The organism is Clostridium sartagoforme (assembly GCF_039521405.1).
In the GTDB taxonomy this organism is placed as follows: domain Bacteria; phylum Bacillota; class Clostridia; order Clostridiales; family Clostridiaceae; genus Clostridium; species Clostridium sartagoforme.
In genome coordinates this window covers 202,849-225,904 of the sequence record NZ_BAAACH010000039.1, presented here as the reverse complement: position 1 = coordinate 225,904, position 23,056 = coordinate 202,849, and the positions used below count along the sequence as shown (strand labels likewise).

Here is a 23,056-nt window from a genome sequence, read left to right as displayed (position 1 = left end):
TTATTTATCTGTATTTACTAATAATTTTTATTTGAATTTTCTTTTCTTATTTTTTATTAAATACATTATTGTTGATGCAAGTAAAAATATAAATATTAAAGCTACAATTATTAATATTCCCCTTGAAGATTTATCTAATCCTATAATCTTTTCATATACTGGTTTTTTATCTTCTTCTTTAAATCTAAATTTTCTTATATCTCCATATTCATCTATAATTATTGAATCTCCTGTAAGTTTATTTACCTCGTTAGAACTTTCTAAGTAACTTAATGAGTTTAATAGTATATCATTGTTAGGAGCTGTTAATACTAACATTGCTTTTTGAGTATTATATGGAGATAAATCTAATTGAAACATTGATATATTAGAGTTAAAGGGCTCTGTTAAATATAATTTCTCATTTCCTATAAAATAATTATAATTATCATCGTACTTAAACCATAATTTTTTATTTAAATCTTTAATTAAAGTATTTGTAGATGGTGTACCATATACTATTAAATTCTTATTCTTTTCTCTTCCATTTAAATTTGAATATCTTGATACATCTATTTCGCCAACATTACCATTTATTTCTTTTCCAATTACAGAAAAACATTTTCCTAGTGAAGTAAGTTCTTTAGATGATAAGCTATCTGGAACCGAAATCAAAACATCATTGAATCTATTATCTAAAGCAAATGGAGCTGGATATTTTTCGAAAAAGTATCCTAATGAATTTTGAGTTTCTGAATAAATATATGAACTTCCATCTATTAATGCCCATGGTGTTTCTTCCTGCCTCATTTCACAATAAGAATCTATAAGTTCTAAATCAAAAGCTAGTTTTATCTCTATATAATTGTTTTTTATTATATTGCTAGGAATCGAAAGTTCTAATGTATCTGCTAAAGCATTTTCTTTTTCTAATTTTTTGCTTCCTATTGCAATATTGTTTATGTAAACAGTTATAAGGGATTTATTAAAATTCAAATTATCAGAATATCTAAAATTTAATTTTATATTTGTACCCTCAGCAACTATTCTATTTTTAGGAATAAGATATGATACTGTTCCTGTTCTTCTAAAGGGCCCTTTAAACTGCATCTCACTAATTCCCATACTTTCAAAGGTTATTAGCTTATTAACTTCTTCTACTTTAATTTCTTCATTGATATTTTCGCTGATTATAAAAGTATCGTTATTTACTTGAGTTGTTAACTCACTGTTCATCAAAAACTTTATAGCTTTTAAATTTATGCTATCATTTTCAGAACATATAAGCATTGCTTTTACATCTTCAAAGTCACCTTTATAAGGAGAATTCCCTAACTTTATAATTGAATTATTTGATAAGTCTATAGTACTTACATCCTTAAACGCATTGCTTATCTCATTGGGTATTGAATTTTTACTTCCGATAAATATAATATTGTTATTATTTTTTTGTTTTATTAAATCTGAGTACTTTATGATTTCTGACTTGTATTTTGTATTAGTATCATTTTTGCCTAAATAAGATGATAGAAACAAAGCATTCTTCAAATCCATATCTGTGTAATCATCTGACAGTACTATTTGTGTTATCTGTGATGTATTATTCTTCACAAATGGATATGGAAAATTTTTTATTATGTTATCTGTGATTTTTTCTTTATAATTTATGTTCAATTTAGAATTCTTTTTTATTATCATCCAATTAGCTGTATTAATATCATCTGTACAAGGTTTATCTGTTATTCTACAATATCCATCTATTTTAAATTCATTAAACCCTTCCTTTAAGTTATCTATTGGCACCTTAGCCTTTATATTTTGCACTTCTTGTTTAGGGTTATAAACTAATTTAGATGAGTAGAAAGGAACTCCATTTATATTAAATGTTATATAAGAATCTTTTGTTACATCTACTAATTGATTTACTGATAAGTTTATTTCTATATCAACATTTTCTATACTCCACCATTTATCTATATTGAAATAAATGCTATGACTTGTAAAAACTCCCTTAAAGGTAATGTCATCATTTATAACTTCATTTTTTATATAACTTTTACCGCCTATATTATTATTTTGCTCTGCTAATACTACATTTTCAAATGACGATATAAATAATATAATGCTTAATATGACTATAGTTAGTAAACTTTTAATATTGAAATCATAGCTCTTCATTAATTCCACTCCTTTAAAACCTTTCTGTTTTGTACCATTTAACTTCTCTTTTAAATATTACATCTTTAATGTAATTATAAAATCCTAACGCAGCTACAATTCCCCATAGTTTACAATATGTAAAATACATGATTATAACTATTATAGTATTTTTTATTGATAACTCACCCTTTTCAGTAGATATTGCAACTAATATAGATAAAACAAATACCGAATATGCCATTATCCAAAGTATTGTATTATAACCAACTATATTTATATGTACAACTTCTATTGCTCCTAATAAAAATATAGCATCTGATATTATGGTTGCAGATAAAAAGAATACATAAATAAGAATATAATATAAAATATCAAACCTGGTTGCCCCTGCTGATTTATCAAATATGTACTTAAAGTTTTTAAGAACTACATAAATATTTCCTTTTGCCCACCTAGATCTTTGCTTAAACCATACATTAAGGGTCTGTGGCTCTTGCTCCCAAGTTACTGATAAAGGCATAAATTTTATTTTATATCCCATTCTATACATTCTAAAACTTAACTCTGTATCTTCAGTTATAGCTTTTGTATCCCATCCATTTATTTCATCTAATATCTTTCTTCTTATTACAAAGTTTGTTCCTGGAATAGTGCATAGTTTAAATAATTTCCATCTGCCAGCCTGTGCCATCCATTGAAATGTTAATGTCTCTATATTTATAAACTTTGTAAGTATATTTACATTTTTATTTCTACATCTAAACTTTCCTATAACTGCTCCTAATTTTTCATCACTTACTAATGTCTTTATTAAATATTTTAATGCTTTCTTTTCTGGAGTATTATCTGCATCATATACTGCTAATATTTCTCCTTTGCTTTGCTTATAACCTATATTTAATGCAGTAGATTTTCCTTTTCCTCCTGTAGTTTTATCTGTATTTATAATTATAAAATTTCTATTTTTATATTCTTCTTTAACTTTACCTAGTATTTCTGCTGAATTATCACTTGAATTGTCATTTATTATTATTACTTCATATTTATCTTTAGGATACTCTAATTCTAATAAAGCTTTTGCTGTTTTTTCTATTACTTTTCCTTCATTATGAGCAGGTACTAGTACTGAAACAAAAGGATATTCTTTTAGCTCTTGCACTAAGTTTTCCTTTAGTATATCTAAATAATATAAATATCCTCCTATAACTAAAATTACGTTAATAAATATTATTAACCAAATAACTATGAGGGAATATAGGATTATATAATCAAATATATTCATTTTTATTCTCCTATTTAAAAAATTTGTTTCTATCTAAATTTCTACTTCGAATTCCTATTATTAAGAATATAAAACTAGCTATTGTAGTTAATAATATTATCCATCTATTTGCATAAGATAAGTCAATTTCCTCATTATTAGTAGTATCTTCAACTTCTCTTATAAACATATTTTCAAAATCTTTTATGGATATAAACTTTTGAGAATTCACATTAATATTATTAAGAAAAATGTTCCCATTTTCTTTCTTTATAATATCTTCTCTCATGTGAACATAAGAATTCATATTCATAAAATCATTAAAATGTATTTGATTTTCTTTTATTGTATCTAAATTATTTTTAAAAACTTCAAAATCAGTATCACTTCTTAAGGTTATTGCTATATTATTTAAATAATTGCTTTTATTATTAAAATTATTATATGGAACCTTTTCTATAACATTTTCTTTTTTGTTTATTTTCATATTATATTTACTTATTTTTATATCTTCATCTATTGGTGTTATAAATAAAGTATTACTTGTATCTAAATATTTATTTATATCAGAAAAGTAAATCCAATCTTCTGATATATCTATTGCAGTTGCGTAAACTAAGTAATCTTGAAAACTCTTTTGTGACATAATCATTTTACTTGATATTTCTTTTATATCTGCGCTTACATTATCTTTTTGATATATATATGGGTAGTGCAATATTATAGATCCACCTCTACTCTCAGCATATCTTAAAACCTCCATATATCTTTTCATGGCCTCAGAATTTTGATTGTTAAATATAGGCATAGATGATATTATAAATGGTATTCCTTTATTGTATAAATAGTCTATTTTTTTTAATAACTCATTTAAATCATCAAATGGATAAGCTTCATCTAACATAAAAAATATTTTGTTGTTTTTTTTTGACATTCTTAATATCGCTTCTCTTACAGTTTTGTTTTTATCATAATCTTCTAAGTTTTTTATTCTTATAACTTCACTTATTTCTTTGTAAAATAAATTTTCTTTTTCTTCATCACTATTTATAATTAGCAAAATTTTATTACTATAACTAGCTAATATATTAATAATATTTTCTTTAAATTCTTCTGGTTTATTCTTAAGTAAAATTATTTCATCATAGCTATTAAAATTTATATTTTCTATTTCTTCTAAATTAATAACCTCTAAGCTACTTTCTAAATTTAATGATGATTTTATTACTTCATTTAGCAAATTAAGTTTTTCTCCATAAGCTTTATAAGAATCATATGTTATAAGTATATTTTTTTCTTTTGCACTAGTATAATTTTTTATAGAGAGAATATTAAATGATAGTATAAAAGATATTATAATTAGTATTGATTTTCCTTTACACGTCATACTCTAATTCCTTTTCAGCTTTTTTCAGAAGTTCCAATGGATCCTGTATATCTCCTTCATAGGTATAAGATCCAACTTGAATTTCTAAGTTTATATTTTTATTAAATTTTCTATCCTTCATTTCTATATTTTTTATATTTTCTTTCAATCTATTTTCAACTACCTTTGAACCTGAATTATCAGAAATTAATATGTACACAAAAGTGCTATCATTTAATATATATTTTCTATCTTCTACTCTTAAGGACTCACTTAATACTCCTGATGATTTTATTAATATGTTATTAAAATAATCTCTTCCCACTATAGTTTTTAATCTATCTCCATACTTAAACTTTACAATCATAATTGTTATTGGTATGTTGTATCTTTTGTTCATACTTATATATATTGGTATTTCGTTAGTAAAAGCCTTTATATTTCTATCTCCTGTTAATGGATTTATCATAACTAGTTCCTCATTTAAGTCTTCTAATTCTTCCACCTTATTTTGAAGTAATAGTATATTCCTTGAAACTAATGAAACAATAACAGCTGTTAGTGGCATGAAAACTATCCACAAATAAACTTCATTATTTAAAGATATTCCTGTTGATATGTTTTGATATAAGTTATATGTTCCATAAATGAAATCTATTATTAAAGTTATCACTAAAGATATTGTCACATTAAAATAGTAACTAATTAATGCAATTATCATTAATATTGTTAGCATAATATAGTTTTCAAAATTTACTTGAAAATTTAGAAATGTAATTATAATTGAAAGAATAAAAAAATATGCTATTAATAGATTAATATAAAAATCCACTGCTTTTCTTTGATTTTCATCTTTCATTATTTTATCCTCCCTTTAGAATCTTTTTTACTAATGATATTACTTAATAAACATACTATCATTAAATCAAAACTTAAATTGTACATAAATACATGTTTTGATAAGTCTGCATCTCCTGCCCCTATTATTGATATAAATATTTGAGATAAACCTATTATTAGTGCATATAATAACCCTTCTTCAAATAGTAACCCTTCTAAATTGCCTAACTTAAATTCTTTTATATATTTCTTATAAGAAAAAATTAAATATATAAAAATATATATTACTGATATAATAAAACCCTTTGGCATAATACTTTCTTTAAATGAACTCCATAATACAAAAAAATTAGACCTTTTTCCATAAGCCTTTCCCTCATATTTTTCATAGTTCCCCATAACTTTTGGTCTTATTGAATATGAGTTTTTAAAAGCTAAATCACACATTTTTATTAAAGCCTTAGGATTTTTAATATAATATAAAAGAATACTAAAGACAGAATATTTACTATAAAACTCTTCTTTTAATCTTTCATCGTCTGGGTTTACCATTGGTATTTTCTCAAAAAATATTTCATTTTGTAGAAGTGAGTATTGATTATATATGTCAAAGTTATTTAGTATTTTATCTGGTTCTTCTTCATATAATAAAACACCTCTTGTTATAGCATGATATCTATTTATATAATCAAAATCTCCCTTAATGGATTTATAGAAATATACTGAATTTGTTATTAAAAATATTATTAAAATTATAGATACTATTCTTACCTTAATATCCCTTTTTAGAAATATCACTCTTACCAAAAGTATTGATGCTAGTATTCCTATTGGTGATAATTGCTGTTTTGATCCTAAAAGCAAATATGTAGATATTCCAAATAAAATTAAATTATTTATATTAAACTTATTAAACTTACACATATACAAAAATATTCCTATACTATATAAAAAGCAGCATATGTTTACTGATTCACCATAAAATGAATTATAATAAGCAATGTATGCGGTATCTGAAAATATAATTGTAATTAAAAATACTAATATAACTTTATATTTTTTATTATTTATATCTTCTAGCAATACTCTACTAATAAAATAAAGTGCTACTGCTTGTATAATTATATATATCATTGATAAAAACCTTATATCAAAAACATCATCTTTAGTTATTAACTTATCTATAAATATAGCTAGTTTTATAAATGTAGATTGAGTGGAAATAAGAGTTGTTTCTAACTCATTGTTATATTTATATATTCCATAGCTTTTATTAAAATATCCAAAAAATATATCTTCATTTTCTTTAGGTAAATGATATAAATCATTTTGGCTAATAATTCTATAATAGTCTCCATTGTCAGCCATACCTATTATTGGAGGAATAAATAATGTTATTATACTAATTAATAAAAATAATATTACTGACAACATGGAGTAATTTATTTTATTTAATATATTTTTCATATAAATCTCCTGTTTAAATATATTCAAATATTTAAATTAATGAAATTTACTATTAATATTGAAGTTCTATTATAAATTTCATTTATATTTTGTATATATTTTTCTCTTAATAAATAAATATATACAAAAAGAGACAGCATTAATCTGTCTCTTTATAATAATATTTTATTTTAATCTAGTTCCTTCTTTCTCTTGAACTATTTTCCCATCCTTCATTAATCCACCTAAAGCCATTTTGAAATAATTTTTACTTGTATTAAAAGTAGCTTTAATATCATCTGGATTTGATTTATCATTAAATGGCATGAATCCGCCATTCTTTTTTAAATATTTTAATATATCTTCTTGAATTTGATCTCTTTCATTTAACCTTGTTTTTCTTGGTGTTAATCCTATTATCCCATCTTCATATATTCTTTTTACTCTTAATTTCATTTCAGTTCCTGGATAAAAATCTATGTAATACTCATTTGGTAATATCATGCCTTTATATTTTGAATCTATTGCTACATGGATAGTTCCACTTTGGCCTTTTGAATAAATCTGAGCTATAACCTCTTCTCCAACTTTAAATTCTTTTTCTTCATCTTTTGCATTTAATATATAGTTCTCAACATCTGTAGTTGCTGCTATTCTTCCAGTCTTATCTAAATACACATAAAACAAATATTTGCTTCCAGTATGTAATTTAAACCTTTGCTCTTTAATTGGAACAAAAATGTCTCTATCTAAGCCAAAGTCAATAAATGCACCAAATTCTGTTTGAAATACCACTTTCAAATATGCAACCTCACCAACAGTAACCAAAGGCTTTTTAAATGTTGCTATTGGTCTATCCTTAGAATCTCTATACACAAAGACCTCTACCTTTTCTCCGACTTGTATACTTTTCCCTTCTGCTACTGATTTAGGTAATAGTACATCAACTTTGCCTTCATCACCTAAATAAAACCCAAATTCTTTTTCTCTTTTAACTTCTAAAGTATTATATTTTCCTATATTAATCATTTTTCCTCCTGATTTATAAGTATTTTTTACTTAACTCAACATAATTATTGGCAGATCTTTCTATCCCCTTAATTTCATCCTCTGTCAGTTTTCTTATAACTTTAGCAGGACTTCCCAGAATAAGAACTCCTTCTTCATATTCTTTGCCTTGAGGCACTAAAGATCCTGCTCCTATTATAGTATTTTTGCCAATTTTAGCTCCGTTTAATATTATTGATCCCATACCAACTAAAACATTTTCAGAAATTATGCAACCATGAATTATTGCTCCATGTCCTATAGTTACATTTTTTCCTATATTAGTTTCACAATGAGAGTCTACATGAACAACTGAATTTTCTTGAATATTACTATTTTCACCAATATAAATTTTATTCATATCGCCTCTTATTCTAGTTCCAAACCAAATATTAACATTCTTTTCAATAACAACTTCTCCTATTATATCAACACTTTCTGATATATAGCAAGATTTATCTATCATGGGCTTTTTATTATTAAATTCTTTTATCATTTATAATCCTCCAATTAATTTCTCTTAAAGTTATTTTATCATTAGTGAATATTATTGTCATTATTTATAGATATTCAATACTATATATAGAATAAGTAATAATTTATAAGGAGCTTATTTTGGGAAGAAAAAAACATAAACAAATAAAAGATTTTGATGAAAATAATATGAAGTTTTATTATGGTATTCCTCACTGTCATACTGAATTTTCAACTGGCAAAGGTTCTCCCATAGAAGCTTATGAGTATGGTTATAAATCTGGATTAAATTTTATGTTTATAACAGATCATAATTCTTTTTTATCTAGTGAAATATCAATTAAAGACGATAAATATTCTAAATTTCAAGGTACTAAGGTTTATGCAGCTAAAGTAAGAAAAAAATATGATGATTTCTTACCTTTAGTTGGATTTGAATGTAAAACTTATCTCTATGGAGATTTAAATATAATGAATTCTTCAAGTTTCTTTACAGGCGCTGTTAAAGATTTGAAAATTTTAGCTTTATGGATGTTGAATAATCCTGATGCATTTATTTCTATAAATCATCCCCATAAAAATATAAAAGCTTTACCCTACAATCCTGTATTGAATAAATTAATAACATCTATAGAAGTTGGAAATGGCAATCCTTCTCACAAATATACACGACATGATAAATACTACTTTAGCTTGCTAGATGATGGTTGGAAACTAGGCGCTATTAATGGCCAAGATAATCATAAAATGAATTTTGGAGACTCCGAAAATTTAACTGTTTGCATTTGTAATAGTTTATCTACTGAAGATATTATATCTGCTTTTAGAGAAAGACGGACTTATTCTACTGAATCACGCTATCTAAAATTATACTTTACTATAAATGATAATTTCATGGGAAAAGAAATTTTTATTACTTCTGATAAACTTAAATTTATGATATTTACAGAGGATATTAAATATAAAATAAAAGAAATACAAATCATAACTAACAAGGGCAAAATTATAAGGACTATAGAAAATATAAATTTAAGTAGTATCAAATATCTATATGAGCATAAAAGGGAAGAAGATGAAAGCTGGTATATAATAAAGGTATTTGAAGAAAATGATAATATCGCATTTAGTTCTCCTATTTTTATAAATGACACTAACTTAAAAATATAAGTTTATTTTCAATGTATTACCCTTTATAAAATATATTTAATATAAAATAAGTAGGACATATATTATAATACTTTATAATATATGTCCTACTTATTTGCTAATCTTCCTTTTTTTGATTTTGTATATGTTTAGCTCTATTAGGTTTTGCTTTTGGTCTTATTTCAATTTTCTTTTCCTTCATCTTTGGTCCACCTGTATTTTGAATATCAAAAAACCATAAAAAGAACCAAACTATTACTAAAGTAAGCAACATATTTAACCACATGTTACTTAATTTAAAGAAAAATTGAGCTACAAATAAAACTAATGCTATTGCTAATGGAATCCACTTATTTATTCTCACTTTTGAAAATACATATTTTTTTCCTAAATTAAATAATAAAATCATTAATCCTATAGTTACTGCAAAATATAATATAGTAATAAGTATTTGCACGATATAATTCCTCCTTTAAAAGCTTCTATTATTATATTAAAAGAAATACTTCATATTTTCAAGCCATATCAGGTTAATACTTAAAATAAATTGCGAATATAAAGGCTACGATAAATAGATATGTTTCATAAGTTAAATAGCTACGCAAAGAAGTACTAGGCTCGAGAACTACTATGCCAAGAGTTTTGGTTAAACTAGCTGCGCTCAGACAAACCAACAACATTAATGCGTAGTAGATCTTCCATTAAGCCAAAACTGTAAACTGTGAATTGTACACTATGAACCCAATAAATAGTATTTATTACTAATATATTAATTTTTCCTATTTTATTTATTAAATTTATTATAATTCCCTTCTATTTTAATAAATTATTTGATAGAATATAGTAAGAAATTAAAAAATGTTAATAAGAGGTGATTCTATGAGTTTAAATTTAACATATCAATTAGATGAATTAGATCTACAAATTCTAGATTTATTAATAAAAGATTGTAGAACTCCTTACTTAGAAATAGCAAGAATTTGTCATGTAAGTGGTGGAACTATACATGTGAGAATGAAAAAAATGGAAGAGCTTGGTATAATAAAGGGAACAAGAATTCTTTTAAATTTACCTAAATTAGGTTATGACGTATGTTGTTTTGTTGGTATATATGTAGATAAAACATCTTCATTTGATTCAGTTTTTGAAGAGTTATCAAGAATTAAGGAAGTTGTCGAATTACATTTAACAACAGGTAACTATTCTATTTTTGCTAAAGTAGTTTGTAAGAATATTACTGATCTTCAAGATATATTGCTTAATAAAATTAATACTATTACTGGTATTCAAAGAACCGATACTATAATATCTTTAGATCAACCAATCGATAGAAATATCACTATTTAAAATACATAAAAAACTTTCCTGTGGTTATACTATTAATTGTAAACCTATTATAAAAGGAGTGTTTTTAATGAAAGTTTTAGATTCGATAGCACTTATATTAGTTATAATTGGAGCTATTAACTGGGGATTAATTGGATTTTTTCAATTTAACTTAGTTGATACGTTATTTGGAACTATGACTGCATTTAGCAGAATAATTTATGCTTTAGTTGGTATAGCTGGAATCTATTCACTATCCTTCTTTGCCAAAGATAAATTTCTTGGTTCTAATGACTAAAATAATATAGTGTTTTAAATTTAAATTAAGAAAGTGTGGTTATCCACACTTTCTTAATTTTTATAAATCTTTTATATTGCCAAATTCATAGCCTAAAGATTCTACGCAATTAACTATTTGTTTTAATATAGAGTTCTCATTATACTTATAATTTATTTCTCCGTTTTTATCTATTGAAATATCTACATCCTTTATTTCAACACTTAGATGATAAAATAAGCTTAACTCTTCATTATTTCTTTTATTTCTTATTCTACTAAGAATTGCTTTCCCATCATCATCATCTACATATCCCATTGGAGTTGGTATATATTTTGTAACTTTATTTATTTTACTTGTAATTATATTTTTATTATATATTCCTATGGAAGGTTCATAAATTATCTTAAAATATTCTTCAAAAATCTCTTGTTGCTTATGGGTTGTCCTATAGTGTGGTGTTTCCCAAAAGCTAATTGGTATATTTACTTTATTTGCAATTTTCAGTGCATTTTCTACCCTTGTCCTAATTTCCTTTTCATCCTTATATCCATCATCGCCAAACTCAAAACCTGAAATACTATTAGTATCTTTATATTGATGAGTATATCCATGTAACCCTACATTTCCACCTCTATTTAAAAGATAATCTAAAGTAAAAATGAAATTTGAATTTTGAATAGAATCTTTTTTTGATACATCATTATCTATATTATAGGTATTATTTATATATCTAGGTACCCATGCTACACTAAAGCTTTCTTTGTTTTCATTCATATAATCAGCAACTTTTCTTACTTTTTCTAGAGCACCTTTAGTAATGTATACATCTCCTGCAGTAAAATCTTCAAATCTTATAAATGCTTTTTTCTTTTTATTTCTTTTTATTGGTTTCTCTTTGTCTACTTCTGTTAATGTTTTTTTAGATATGTATATACTATTTTTTTCATAATCCCAATAGGTGTTTAATTTTAAGATTTCACACAAATCAAAAAATGATATGTAATATTCATTATCCTCTTTTAATATATCACCTCTTAAATCGGTAATTTTATTATCTTCTTCATAAGTTTTTTTATTTAGATCAATATTCGCAAGATTTTTTATTATTATATCGTCCTTATCTACTTCTTCTTTATTCCCAAAATAACTTAAAAATTCTGATAACGGAATATAAAATCTATCATTCTTGTATAATATGTTTTTATTAAAATTCATTTTATTATTTTTTAAATAAAATGATAAGTTATATGGGATTCTTTTAAAACTATTTTTTTCTTCTTCATTTACATTTTTAGACTTTAGTTCTTCTACAACCCTTGCTCCTTTTGTATTATAATACTTCTTCTTTAAATTATGACTCTTTAATAAATTAAACCCAATCAGATTTAAACTTATTATAAAAATAATTGATACTAAGAAAATTATGTAAGTTTTTTTCATAATGTTATACCCCTATAAATAATTTAAGTTTTACTACCTAATAGTAATTTATATTGTATAACTAAAAAACCTACTTTTGAAGTAGGTTTTCTTAATTATTTATTTCATTTCTTTAATAATATCAAATAATTCTATTGCCGCTTTTCTTGGGCCTTCTTTTTCTTGACCATCTATAGCTAAACAAGTTTTTATTTGCCCAACTTTAACAGATCCATTGAACATAGCCTTAAAATATCTTTCTATTAATATATCTGTTTCTTTTTGTTTTTGCGCAGGTCCAAATGGATTTGCAAAATAACTTTCTACTAATCCTTTTTCTGAAGTTGTTCCTTTCGCCATTCTAGCGCCTGATTTAAATATTTCTATAGCATCTTTAGTATTTTCAAAATATTCTATAGCATTTTCGCCCACTTCCACCGATGTATAATTATTAGCATATAAGAATAAATCTACTTCATATCCTTTTACTATTTCTTTATATGGAGCAACTGGCATTACTAATCTAGCATTTATTTTATCAGGATTCATAAAAATACTTCTATCGATTTCTTTAAAGGCATATCCTTGGTCTAAATCATCTAATCTAACAAATGCTCCTATTTCTGTTCCATATCCAATTATCTTTCCATCTATTTCTTTAAATGTTCCCATATCATCAAATATCACTGTCATATTACTTATATGATCTTCACTTAATGTTCTAAAGGCTTCTAAACTTTCTGATTTTCCGGCTCCACTATCTCCCATGATAACAACATTTGCTGCTTTACCATCCTTAAGCTCTATATTAACCATAGCACCATGTATTGGTAAATATCCTCTTTTAATCATTACTAAATTGTGTAATGTAAGAGTCATTTTCTTCATATATCCAAAATAATCAATGTCAACAGAATGATTTACATATCCTAACATGATATCATTTTCTTTATCATCATAGAATACTGTTTTCTTATCCGTTTCATTATCTGTTGCACCAAATACATAAACTAAATCTGGCTTTTTACCTCTATATTCTTCGCACCTTGCCATTTCAAATAAATTACATAAAGTTATTCCATGTTGCATGAAATCTCTATGGAAATATATGAACGCTATAAGTTCTCCTACTTTTGCTGGATAGCAAAACCAATGATCTTTATTTAATGAAGCATATTGTAATGGGTTAGTACTTACTTCTGTAAACATTCCACTTCTAGTATTCTTTTTAGGGTATGTTATAAATGGTGTTTCTAATAATATACTGTCAATAAATTCTATATCTTCTAATGATTCATATCCTTTTGGTAATGGCCATAAAACTCTATTAATTATTATTGAGGCATTTCCCCCAACTGGTATTTGTCTAAATACATTTGGCTTATATCCCAAAACATTCTTTTCTATTTTTCTATATAATTTCAAAATTAAATTAGATAATGATGAATTTGCTTGAGTAAAACTTACTGCTGATAATCCATCCTGACGTCTATTATTATGAATTATTGTATATCTTTCTAGCCCCCTCCAGAATAAATACAAGTCTTCTATAAATGCTATAAATTTATCTTTATCTGAAAATAAATCATCATACATCTCATTGGCTTCTACTATTTCTTGAACACTCATAACTGTACAATATTTAAATATTTTAGATAAATCTTTAGATATTTGAGCTATATCATCTGTTTTTAATCCTTGCCTTAAATATCTCCAGCTTAATGTTACCTTTTTCTTAGATTTCTTCAAATAATTTTCTATTACTCTCTTAAATCCATAACTTTCTACTAGTTCCTCAAATGTACTACAGTATTTAGCTGTAAAATTAATTAATACCTTATCATTGCTTATTGAAAACTCTTTACGCATAAATTAACCCCCTTGTGAATTATGTGTATGATGAAAATTTCATTTTGACCTTATTTTTTTCTATTATAACATATATTATGCAAGTTTTTAAAGTTTATTTTTTCATTTTTCAAAATTATTATGATTTTTAAATATTTTTTCTGAAAGAAAACGTAACCAAAATAATATACTTAAGTTTTTTTTAATAATTGATAAATTTTCGAACTATATTTATAAAAATAAAATAAACGTTCCTACATAATCGAATTATATTCTTTAAGTTATATATATAATATGCCCTATTATAATTTGCAGCATTCCTTTAACTCAAGGAATAAATTGTAAATAGCAAAAAGCTATATTATTGCCTTAATATCAATAATATAGCTTTTTACTATTTTTGTTCTATATTTATTTCTCTAAATTTTTTGCAATTTCTAATCTTACTTTTTCCATTAAGGATTTTTCTTCTTCTCTTGATAAATTCTCTGTATATATTGGCTCTGAAAATGTAATTGTTATATCTATAGGCTTAAATTTACGATCTATTTCAAAAGCTCTATAAGCCCCATCTATAGTAACTGGCACAATAGGAGCTTTTGCCATTGTTGCTAACTTTAAACTCCCTTTTTTAAACTCCATTAATTCACCATTTTTACTTCTTGTTCCTTCAGGAAATATAGCCATACTATATCCTTTTTTTATATTTTCTGAACCTTTTCTTATTACTTTAATAGCTTCCCTTGCATTTTCTCTATCTAGAGGAACACAATTATATTTACTCATCCAATATCCTAATACAGGTGCTTTAACCATTTCCTTTTTAGCTACAAACCCCATACACTTTCCAACTGAATCTATTAATATAGGAATATCTAATATACTTGTATGATTACCTATATAGCAACATGGTACATTCGGAATATTCTCTTTTCCCTTTATTGTAACATTCATTCCTAATGCATTATGAATCGTATATCTTGCCCAATCTTCTCCTACTTTTCCACTATAATCTATAGCTGCTCTTTCTCCTTTTGTTTTTTCTAAATACCATCGTTTAACAGCTTTAAGTTGCATAAATATCATATATATACCGTAACTAATTATTTTAAAATAACTCACTATTCTTTCACCACCAAATCTTACTTTTCTTCTCTATTATAAATGCATATAATTTTTTCTTCAATTATATTTTTAATTTGTTAAGTCTATAATATATGTATCAGCTATAAAATATATTACTATTTTTAAGGAGATAACAATTGAAAAAGAAAATTATTTATATAACTTTAAATTTTCTTTTAATACTAATATTATTTCAATGTAGTATTGAAACTAATAAAAATATTGTATCTGACAATATTAAAGGAATGAATGTTCATTTCATTGATGTAGGTCAAGGAGATTCTATATTAATTCAAGTTAATTCGAAAAATTTACTTATAGACTCTGGTCCAAGTGCTTCTAAAGATAAATTAGTAAAATATCTCAATTCTTTAAAGATTTCTAAGTTGGATTATATAATAGCAACTCACCCTCATGAAGATCATATAGGAAACATGAGCTATATAATTGATAACTTTGAAGTTTTAAATTTCTATGCCCCTAAAGTAAACAGTAATACAAAAGCATTCGAAACCATGGTAGAATCTCTTGTGATAAAAGATTTAAAAATTAAAGTACTAAAGCCAAATATTAAGTCAATAGATCTTGGTGAAAATACTAAAGTTGATGTTTTTTCTCCTATATCTAATGAATATGAAAATCTAAATAATTTTTCTTCTATTATAAAGATTTCCTACGGAACCACTTCTTTTCTATTTACTGGTGATTCAGAAGAGCTTTCTGAAAAAGAAGTTTTAACGCAAGGATATGATTTAAAAAGCGATGTACTAAAGGTAGGACATCATGGATCTTCATCTTCAACTTCAAAAAGATTTTTAGATGCTGTTGATCCCTACATCGCAGTAATATCTGTCGGAAAAGATAATAGTTATGGTCATCCTTCTCAGGAAGTTTTATCTAGGTTAAAAGATTTAACTATTTATCAAACTGATTTAGATGGAAATATTTTAATAAAATCAGATGGTTATTCTTTGAAATGATAGATGCTCCTAAATAATTAGGAGCATCTATCATTTAAGAATTTATTCTTAAATTAATATTTAATTATTTTACTTCTTCTATTGTATGCTCTTCTTTAATTAAAATTTCTTCTTCTTGTTTAATTGTATTTTCTCCAGTATCATTAACCTTTGATACATCTATTTCTTCTGTTTCGTGTATTGATTCTACTTGTTCTTCTTCAGCCTTCTTTACATATGCCTTCCAAAGCATATATATATTATATAAATTGGTTACATCTTGCTCATTATATAGGAGTATTGTTTCTATTTTTTCTCTAGGCATTCTTAAAATATATTCTCTATCTTTTAGCACTTTATTAAATGTCTTTGCTAAATTGGAACCACTTATAAGATCTCCTTCTCTATGAATATTAAAGTCTTTCTCTAAATTTTTTAGCCCTATTGAGTGCCCCATTTCCTTTTCATATTCTCTTTGAATATCTATATCTTCAAATTCCTTCGAAAAATTAAATGCTATTCTATACTTCTTAAATAAATAATTTATCACAGTATAGTCGTTATTTCCAGAGAAAGTAACAATTGCCTTTTTCCCTTTTCTTTTCATATTAACAAAGTATCTTTTTGCTAAATCTAATATCTGTATTACCTCTCCCTTATTTTCAATCATATACTGAGTTACATACAATTTATTGTTTTCATAAATACACGCTCCAAAGACACCTATACATTTTGGTTTTTTATACACATAATGCTCTAAATCAAAAAATATTAATTCCTCCGGAGATCTATTTATTGAATCTGTTTTTAGCATAAAATCTCTTGCTAAAGAATCAACCTCTATTATATTTTCTCTAATAATCACATTACCACTCTTTCTTCCTTATCATTATCACCTTTAAATTCCCTGTTTTATCTTATAATATTATATCACCTTTTATAGCAATATAAAAACAAATATATGTGTTTCAATTAATAATCTACATAATTATAAGTTTTAAGTTAATAGCCTTGCCTACATAGAATAACAAAATTGAACTCATATACCTTTTAAGTTTTTATATAAGTCACTGAAATACTACCGTAATAAAATACTTATTACAACTTATATAAATTTAAATATTCCTACTTATATAATATTATGTAATTTATTATATGTTCTCTATACTTATAATTATAATCTGTAAAAGAATATTTTTAATTAATGATTATAATTAATAAATTCTTAAAAGCATTGACTACTTTTTCACATTTTGTTATTATATTTATATGATAATGATTTTCAATACGAGGTGACAGTATGAGTTTATGTGATTTAAAATTAGGAGAAAAAGCTATAATAAAATATATTGATGGTGATGACAAGCTTGCCAAAAGATTATTAGCCCTTGGTTGTATTGAAGGTACGGAAATTCAATTTAAAGGAGTTGCACCTCTTGGTGATCCAATAATAGTTAATCTTAGAGGATTTGATTTAGCTATTAGGAAAAAAGATGCTAAAAATATCTTTTTATCTGTATAAACAAAGTATCTTTTATAATATCTATCATAATTATATTATTTATAAAAAGAAGGTGTTTTCATGGAAATATTAATTACCTTAATTATTGTAGCCTTTGCGGGCACTACAATATATAAATCTATAAAGAAATCTTCTAAAGGTGGTGGCTGTAACTGTGGTACCTGTTCTGACCATTGTCCAATGTATGAAGATAATTCAAACGGAATTAAATTGGCAAAGAAAAACTAAAGATAGAATGGCTTAATAAAATTTAATTAAATTTTATTAAGCCATTTTAAATTACATCTTATCTACAACTTCAATACCTAATAAGGCTAAAGAATTTTTAATAACTTGACATGTTGCTTTTACTAAACCTAGCCTTGCTTCTTTTAATTCTTCATCTTCTAGATTTAATACAGAATGTGCATTATAGAATTTATTGAATGTTTTTGCAACCTCAATTGCATATCTTGTAACAATTGACGGTTCTAATTTTTCAGTTGCTAAATGTATTTGCTTTGCAAATCCTTCTAAAGTCTTTACTAATTCAAACTCTTCCTTTGATGTAAGTTTAGAATAATCTGCATTTCCTTTAAGTTCTCCAGCTCTTGTTAATATGCTATTTGCTCTTGCATATGAATATTGAACATAAGGACCTGTTTCACCATCAAATGAAAGCATTTCTTTCCAATCAAATACTATATCTTTTTCTCTTGAATTCTTTAGATAAGTAAATACTACAGCACCAACACCTATCTTCTTAGCTACTTCCTCTTTATTATCTAAATCTGGATTTTTTTCATTTATTACTTCTAAAGTTTTATCTATAGATTCTCTAATTAAATCATCTAATAGAATGACCTCGCCCTTTCTAGTTGAAAGTTTTCTATCTGCAAACTTTACAAGACCAAAACCTACATGGACACAATCTTTTGCCCATTCATGTCCTGCAAGCTCTAAAACCTTAAATACTTGTTTAAAGTGTAAAGCTTGTGGTGTCCCAACTACATATATGCTCTTATAGAAATCATATGTTTTCTTTCTATACATGGCTGCTGCTAAATCCCTAGTTGCATATATTGATGCTCCATCACCCTTTAACACTATACACGGAGGCATATTATACTCATCTAGCATAACTACTTGCGCTCCATTACTTTCTACTAACAAGTTCTTTTCCTTTAACTCATTTACTACAACATCCATTTTATCATTATAGAATGCCTCACCTGCATATGAATCAAATTTAACATCAAAAATTTCATATATTCTTTCAAACTCTTTTAAACTTAAATCTCTAAATCTCTTCCATAAGGCTTCTACTTCTTTATCACCATCTTCTAACGCTTTAAAATAAGCTCTTCCTTCATCTTCAAGTGAAGGCTCTTTTTCTGCTTCATCATGGAATTTAACATATATTCTTAAAAGTTCATCTATAGCATTCTTTTCTAAAGCTTCTTCATTTCCCCATCTTTTATATGCAGATATAAGTTTTCCAAATTGAGTTCCCCAATCTCCTAAGTGATTTATTCCCTGAACATTGTAACCTTCTTTTTTAAAGATCTTATATAGAGAATTTCCTATAGCTGTTGTAAATAAATGCCCAACATGAAATGGTTTTGCTATATTAGGTGATGAATATTCAACACAAATAGTTTTTCCTTCTCCAATATTAGATGAACCATATTCATCTCCCTCTGTTAATACTTTTTCTATTGTATTTTTAGTAAATATGCTTTTATCTGCAAAAAAATTAACATATGGTCCAATATTAGTTATCTTTTCAAATCCTTCATTACTTATTTTACTTGCTAATTCCTCTGATATCATATTAGGAGCTTTTCTGAAAGCTTTTGCTAGTTGAAAACATGGAAATGCATAATCTCCCATATCGCTCTTTGGTGGAATTTCAATTAATTTCTCTATACTTTCAATATCCATATCAACATGCTTACTTATTGCTTGCGCAACTTTTTTCTTGTAATCCATTATTATATCCTCCTTAAGTTTCACTATTAATTAAAAAATAAAAAATCCGTCTCTTAACTAAATAAGAGACGGAAAACTTCCGCGGTACCACTCTGATTGCATAAAATGCCACTCAATGCTTTAACGCAGCAATACGAACTATCCTACTAATAAAATTTCAGTAGCTATCTCCAAGACTCTCTTCCTAATACTCTATCTTATAAGGCTTACACCAACCCCTTACTCGCTTAAAGAATCAAATATAGTACTCTTCTCTTCATTGATATTAATACTTATTTTATTTTAATATAAACATTATACATAAACAAAACTTTTATTGTCAACATAAAAGGTATATATAATAATTCATAATTAGTAATTATATACTTATAAGTTTAAATATTAATCTTTTACTAAATACAGCAATGTCTTTTTATAAACTTTTTTAAAATATTAATCCTAAAATTCCAAAAGCTATTTTACTGAATAATTCAATTATTAAACCTGAAGGTATTGCTAATATATATCTTCCTAATAAGACCACCCCTATAAGAATAAACATTTGATATTGATAAAGAATATCTGCAACTTTATAAAAGTTTTTAGGACTTAGCTCCTTAAATAATTCAAATCCTGCAAGACCAGGAAGTGGTATTAAATTAAATACAAATAAATTTATATTTATTATTGATATATATTGTAAAGCCATGCCCACAATATTGTATGATGATGAAGGAACTATTTTATATGCTGTAATTGCCCATAATCCATATATAAACATAGCAATAAATCCTACTAACAAATTTGCAAGAGGTGCTGCCATAGTTACCTTTATTGCATCCTTCTGTCCTCTTCTGTATGCTCTTGGATTAGTATCTAAAGGCTTAGTCCATCCAAAGCCAACTAATAATATCATTATAAAGCCCATTAAATCTATATGAGCTGCTGGATTTAATGTTAATCTTCCTTGAAATCTTGGTGTTTTATCGCCTAATTTATCTGCTACTTTAGCTTTGGCATATCCTTGTGCTACAAAAGCTATTAATATTGCTGGCACTGCCAATATCTTATTTAATAAGTAATCTACTCCCATCACTCTACTCCTCCTTGTTCTTTTTATGATTATATCATATTTATTAAAGCAAAGTTTATATTTACATTTTTTTAATAAAAAGAAGCTTTACTTAGAAGTAAAGCTCTTTAAAACTTTATTAATTTTGAGGTTTATCAGAATTATTCACATTATTTTCACCATTTGTTGGTGGATTCGTTGTTCCTCCTCCTGTTGGTGGGTTCGTTGTTCCTCCATCTGTTGGTGGATTCGTTGTTCCTCCTCCTGCCGGTGGATTCGTTGTTCCTCCTCCTGCTGGTGGATTCGTTGTCCCTCCTCCTGTTGGTGGATTCGTTGTTCCTCCATCTGTCGGTGGATTCGTTGTTCCTCCTGTTGGTGGTTTAACAACATCTTTATCTGGTACTGGATCTATTACCTTTTCTTCATTTTTATCATTATAATCTTCTGGCTTTATGTTATATAATGAATTATATCTTGCTTCCTCTGCATTATATCTTGCAGCTGCATTTTCTACTGATAATAAATCAAATTCTTCTGGATTAGGTGATTTATTCTTAAATATAAAGTCATAAAGTATCTTTGAGTTTTGCTTAAGATCTATTAATAAGCACCATCCTCTATCCTTATATAAATTATCTCTTGCTATAAGTTCAGCTTGTGGTATTTGTAATCTCTCAAAATTTAAATTAGGCAATTTATAAATTGTATAAGCCAAATTTAATGCTTCTGGTATATCTATATTAGTTTTTACATGTTGTGATAATGTATTAGCTACTCCTACATATTTAATAGGATTGACTTCTTTAAGCTTTGAAGCTACTTGATACAATACTGCTGATTGTCTCTCGCCTCTCTCAAAATTCCCATTACCAACATATCTAATTCTTGCATATGATAAAGCTTGTTGTCCGTTTACCTTTTGAAGTCCTGTTTCAGTAATTGGAGGAGAATTTACACCTGTTGATTCACCTATATATTTATTTACTTCCTCTATTTCATAATCTTTAATATCAACTTCTATTCCACCGATTTCATCTATTATAGCTTCAAATCCCCAAAAATTAACTATAACATATTTATCTAAATGTAAATTAAAGTTTTGTTCTATAGTTTCCATTAGTAAGGCCGCTCCACCTTCTGCTCCACGAAGTTTTCCGTTATCATCTTGCTCAGAACTTCCAAAAGCAAAAGCTGCATTTATTTTATTTTCGCCATATTCAGGTATATCAACTAATGTATCTCTCATTATTGTTGTTAACTTAACATTTTTATTATTATTATCTAAAGTGGCTATAATAATAGAATCAGATCTTGCTGGTTCATCTAATGTTCTTCCATCAGTTCCTATTAATAATACATTTGTAATTCCATCTACTTCATTATAGCTTGCTTCTCTTTTAACTTCAGGTTTGTATTCTACATAAATTCTATTTCTCAAACTATTATACCACCATAATGCTGTTGCTATTATTATTGCTAATACACTTAATACTGATATTAATATAATTTTGTTTCTTTTCTTCTTCTTATTCTTAGATTTTTTTCTTTTCTTCGTTAACTCATTCTCGCTCATCCGAATTCCTCCCTTTACTTTACCTTACTATTATATAACTAAGATTTATATTCTTACAACAATATCCATTAAATTATACTAAATTTATTTGTCATAATTGTTACAAATATATAACAATTATATGTTTTATATGTTTTTCAATTATTTACTTTAATTATTTACTTTAATTATTTACTTTATATGAATTGTTTACTCTATATAAATAAAAATACTTTATAAAAAATGAAATATTTCATTAATATAGTTTAATTTTACACTTATTT

The 23,056-nt window shown here is 25.7% G+C and carries 21 protein-coding genes and 1 other annotated feature; of the genes, 6 read left to right on the top strand and 15 right to left on the bottom strand.

The window, feature by feature from the left end:
- Positions 1–27: 27 nt before the first annotated feature.
- The 7 genes from ABDZ60_RS18345 to ABDZ60_RS18315 form a co-directional block, all read right to left on the bottom strand.
- Entirely contained in the window at positions 28–2,157 is a 2,130-nt protein-coding gene (locus ABDZ60_RS18345) for a cellulose biosynthesis cyclic di-GMP-binding regulatory protein BcsB (protein WP_343780178.1), read from the bottom strand.
- A gap of 13 nt (positions 2,158–2,170) precedes the next feature.
- Positions 2,171–3,421: a glycosyltransferase family 2 protein gene (locus ABDZ60_RS18340; RefSeq protein ID WP_016207097.1), complete on the bottom strand. Its 1,251-nt coding sequence runs from the start codon at positions 3,419–3,421 to the stop codon at positions 2,171–2,173.
- A gap of 10 nt (positions 3,422–3,431) precedes the next feature.
- Positions 3,432–4,787, bottom strand: a complete 1,356-nt coding sequence (locus tag ABDZ60_RS18335) for a DUF2334 domain-containing protein (protein ID WP_343780165.1) — start codon at positions 4,785–4,787, stop codon at positions 3,432–3,434.
- Entirely contained in the window at positions 4,777–5,625 is an 849-nt protein-coding gene (locus tag ABDZ60_RS18330) for a diguanylate cyclase domain-containing protein (RefSeq protein ID WP_016207099.1), read from the bottom strand. The genes ABDZ60_RS18335 and ABDZ60_RS18330 overlap by 11 nt, the downstream gene beginning before the upstream one ends.
- Entirely contained in the window at positions 5,625–7,073 is a 1,449-nt protein-coding gene (gene wsfD, locus ABDZ60_RS18325) for a glycan biosynthesis hexose transferase WsfD (RefSeq protein WP_343780162.1), read from the bottom strand. Before wsfD ends, ABDZ60_RS18330 begins: the two co-directional genes overlap by 1 nt.
- A gap of 165 nt (positions 7,074–7,238) precedes the next feature.
- Entirely contained in the window at positions 7,239–8,081 is an 843-nt protein-coding gene (locus ABDZ60_RS18320; protein WP_016207100.1) for a CvfB family protein, read from the bottom strand.
- A 13-nt stretch (positions 8,082–8,094) separates the two neighbouring features.
- A complete protein-coding gene (locus tag ABDZ60_RS18315; RefSeq protein ID WP_016207101.1) occupies positions 8,095–8,595 on the bottom strand; it encodes a gamma carbonic anhydrase family protein in 501 nt (166 codons plus the stop codon).
- A gap of 119 nt (positions 8,596–8,714) precedes the next feature.
- Here ABDZ60_RS18315 and ABDZ60_RS18310 point away from each other — a divergent pair, with 119 nt between their 5' ends.
- Positions 8,715–9,740: a CehA/McbA family metallohydrolase domain-containing protein gene (locus tag ABDZ60_RS18310; RefSeq protein ID WP_084820719.1), complete on the top strand. Its 1,026-nt coding sequence runs from the start codon at positions 8,715–8,717 to the stop codon at positions 9,738–9,740.
- Positions 9,741–9,837: 97 nt separating this feature from the next.
- On the opposite strand, the gene ABDZ60_RS18305 is transcribed toward ABDZ60_RS18310, so the two are convergent.
- Positions 9,838–10,176 (bottom strand): hypothetical protein, encoded by a 339-nt coding sequence (locus tag ABDZ60_RS18305; protein WP_343780159.1) that lies wholly within the window; start codon positions 10,174–10,176, stop codon positions 9,838–9,840.
- A 422-nt stretch (positions 10,177–10,598) separates the two neighbouring features.
- On the opposite strand from ABDZ60_RS18305, the gene ABDZ60_RS18300 reads away from it, so the two are divergent.
- Together ABDZ60_RS18300 and ABDZ60_RS18295 are read left to right on the top strand one after the other, a co-directional pair.
- Complete coding sequence (locus ABDZ60_RS18300) at positions 10,599–11,066, top strand: Lrp/AsnC ligand binding domain-containing protein (RefSeq protein ID WP_016207104.1); 468 nt, start codon at positions 10,599–10,601, stop codon at positions 11,064–11,066.
- Between the two features lie 67 nt (positions 11,067–11,133).
- A complete protein-coding gene (locus ABDZ60_RS18295) occupies positions 11,134–11,343 on the top strand; it encodes a DUF378 domain-containing protein (protein WP_016207105.1) in 210 nt (69 codons plus the stop codon).
- Between the two features lie 60 nt (positions 11,344–11,403).
- Here the strand turns inward: ABDZ60_RS18295 and ABDZ60_RS18290 are convergent, their stop codons facing one another.
- From ABDZ60_RS18290 to ABDZ60_RS18280, 3 genes are all read right to left on the bottom strand, one after another.
- Positions 11,404–12,765 (bottom strand): DUF2334 domain-containing protein, encoded by a 1,362-nt coding sequence (locus ABDZ60_RS18290; protein ID WP_343780157.1) that lies wholly within the window; start codon positions 12,763–12,765, stop codon positions 11,404–11,406.
- A gap of 99 nt (positions 12,766–12,864) precedes the next feature.
- Positions 12,865–14,613, bottom strand: coding sequence for a phosphoenolpyruvate carboxykinase (ATP) (locus ABDZ60_RS18285; protein ID WP_047000440.1), 1,749 nt, complete (start codon positions 14,611–14,613; stop codon positions 12,865–12,867).
- Between the two features lie 390 nt (positions 14,614–15,003).
- The gene (locus ABDZ60_RS18280) at positions 15,004–15,714 is read right to left on the bottom strand and encodes a lysophospholipid acyltransferase family protein (RefSeq protein WP_343780155.1); all 711 of its coding nucleotides are present in this window, start codon (positions 15,712–15,714) and stop codon (positions 15,004–15,006) included.
- Between the two features lie 140 nt (positions 15,715–15,854).
- Here ABDZ60_RS18280 and ABDZ60_RS18275 point away from each other — a divergent pair, with 140 nt between their 5' ends.
- Positions 15,855–16,697, top strand: a complete 843-nt coding sequence (locus ABDZ60_RS18275) for a ComEC/Rec2 family competence protein (RefSeq protein ID WP_343780154.1) — start codon at positions 15,855–15,857, stop codon at positions 16,695–16,697.
- Positions 16,698–16,761: 64 nt separating this feature from the next.
- On the opposite strand, the gene ABDZ60_RS18270 is transcribed toward ABDZ60_RS18275, so the two are convergent.
- On the bottom strand, positions 16,762–17,541 hold the full coding sequence (locus ABDZ60_RS18270) for a ribonuclease H-like domain-containing protein (protein WP_343780152.1): 780 nt from the start codon (positions 17,539–17,541) through the stop codon (positions 16,762–16,764).
- 435 nt (positions 17,542–17,976) lie between these two features.
- Between ABDZ60_RS18270 and ABDZ60_RS18265 the strand changes: the two genes are divergently transcribed.
- Positions 17,977–18,198 (top strand): FeoA family protein, encoded by a 222-nt coding sequence (locus ABDZ60_RS18265; protein ID WP_343780150.1) that lies wholly within the window; start codon positions 17,977–17,979, stop codon positions 18,196–18,198.
- 60 nt (positions 18,199–18,258) lie between these two features.
- On the top strand, positions 18,259–18,426 hold the full coding sequence (locus tag ABDZ60_RS18260) for a FeoB-associated Cys-rich membrane protein (RefSeq protein ID WP_343780148.1): 168 nt from the start codon (positions 18,259–18,261) through the stop codon (positions 18,424–18,426).
- Between the two features lie 51 nt (positions 18,427–18,477).
- Here the strand turns inward: ABDZ60_RS18260 and argS are convergent, their stop codons facing one another.
- The 3 genes from argS to ABDZ60_RS18245 form a co-directional block, all read right to left on the bottom strand.
- On the bottom strand, positions 18,478–20,169 hold the full coding sequence (gene argS / locus ABDZ60_RS18255) for an arginine--tRNA ligase (protein ID WP_343780146.1): 1,692 nt from the start codon (positions 20,167–20,169) through the stop codon (positions 18,478–18,480).
- A gap of 61 nt (positions 20,170–20,230) precedes the next feature.
- Positions 20,231–20,438: a binding site (T-box leader), on the bottom strand.
- Positions 20,439–20,593: 155 nt separating this feature from the next.
- Complete coding sequence (locus tag ABDZ60_RS18250) at positions 20,594–21,241, bottom strand: site-2 protease family protein (protein ID WP_343780144.1); 648 nt, start codon at positions 21,239–21,241, stop codon at positions 20,594–20,596.
- Positions 21,242–21,359: 118 nt separating this feature from the next.
- A complete protein-coding gene (locus ABDZ60_RS18245; RefSeq protein ID WP_343780141.1) occupies positions 21,360–22,793 on the bottom strand; it encodes an LCP family protein in 1,434 nt (477 codons plus the stop codon).
- Positions 22,794–23,056: the final 263 nt, after the last annotated feature.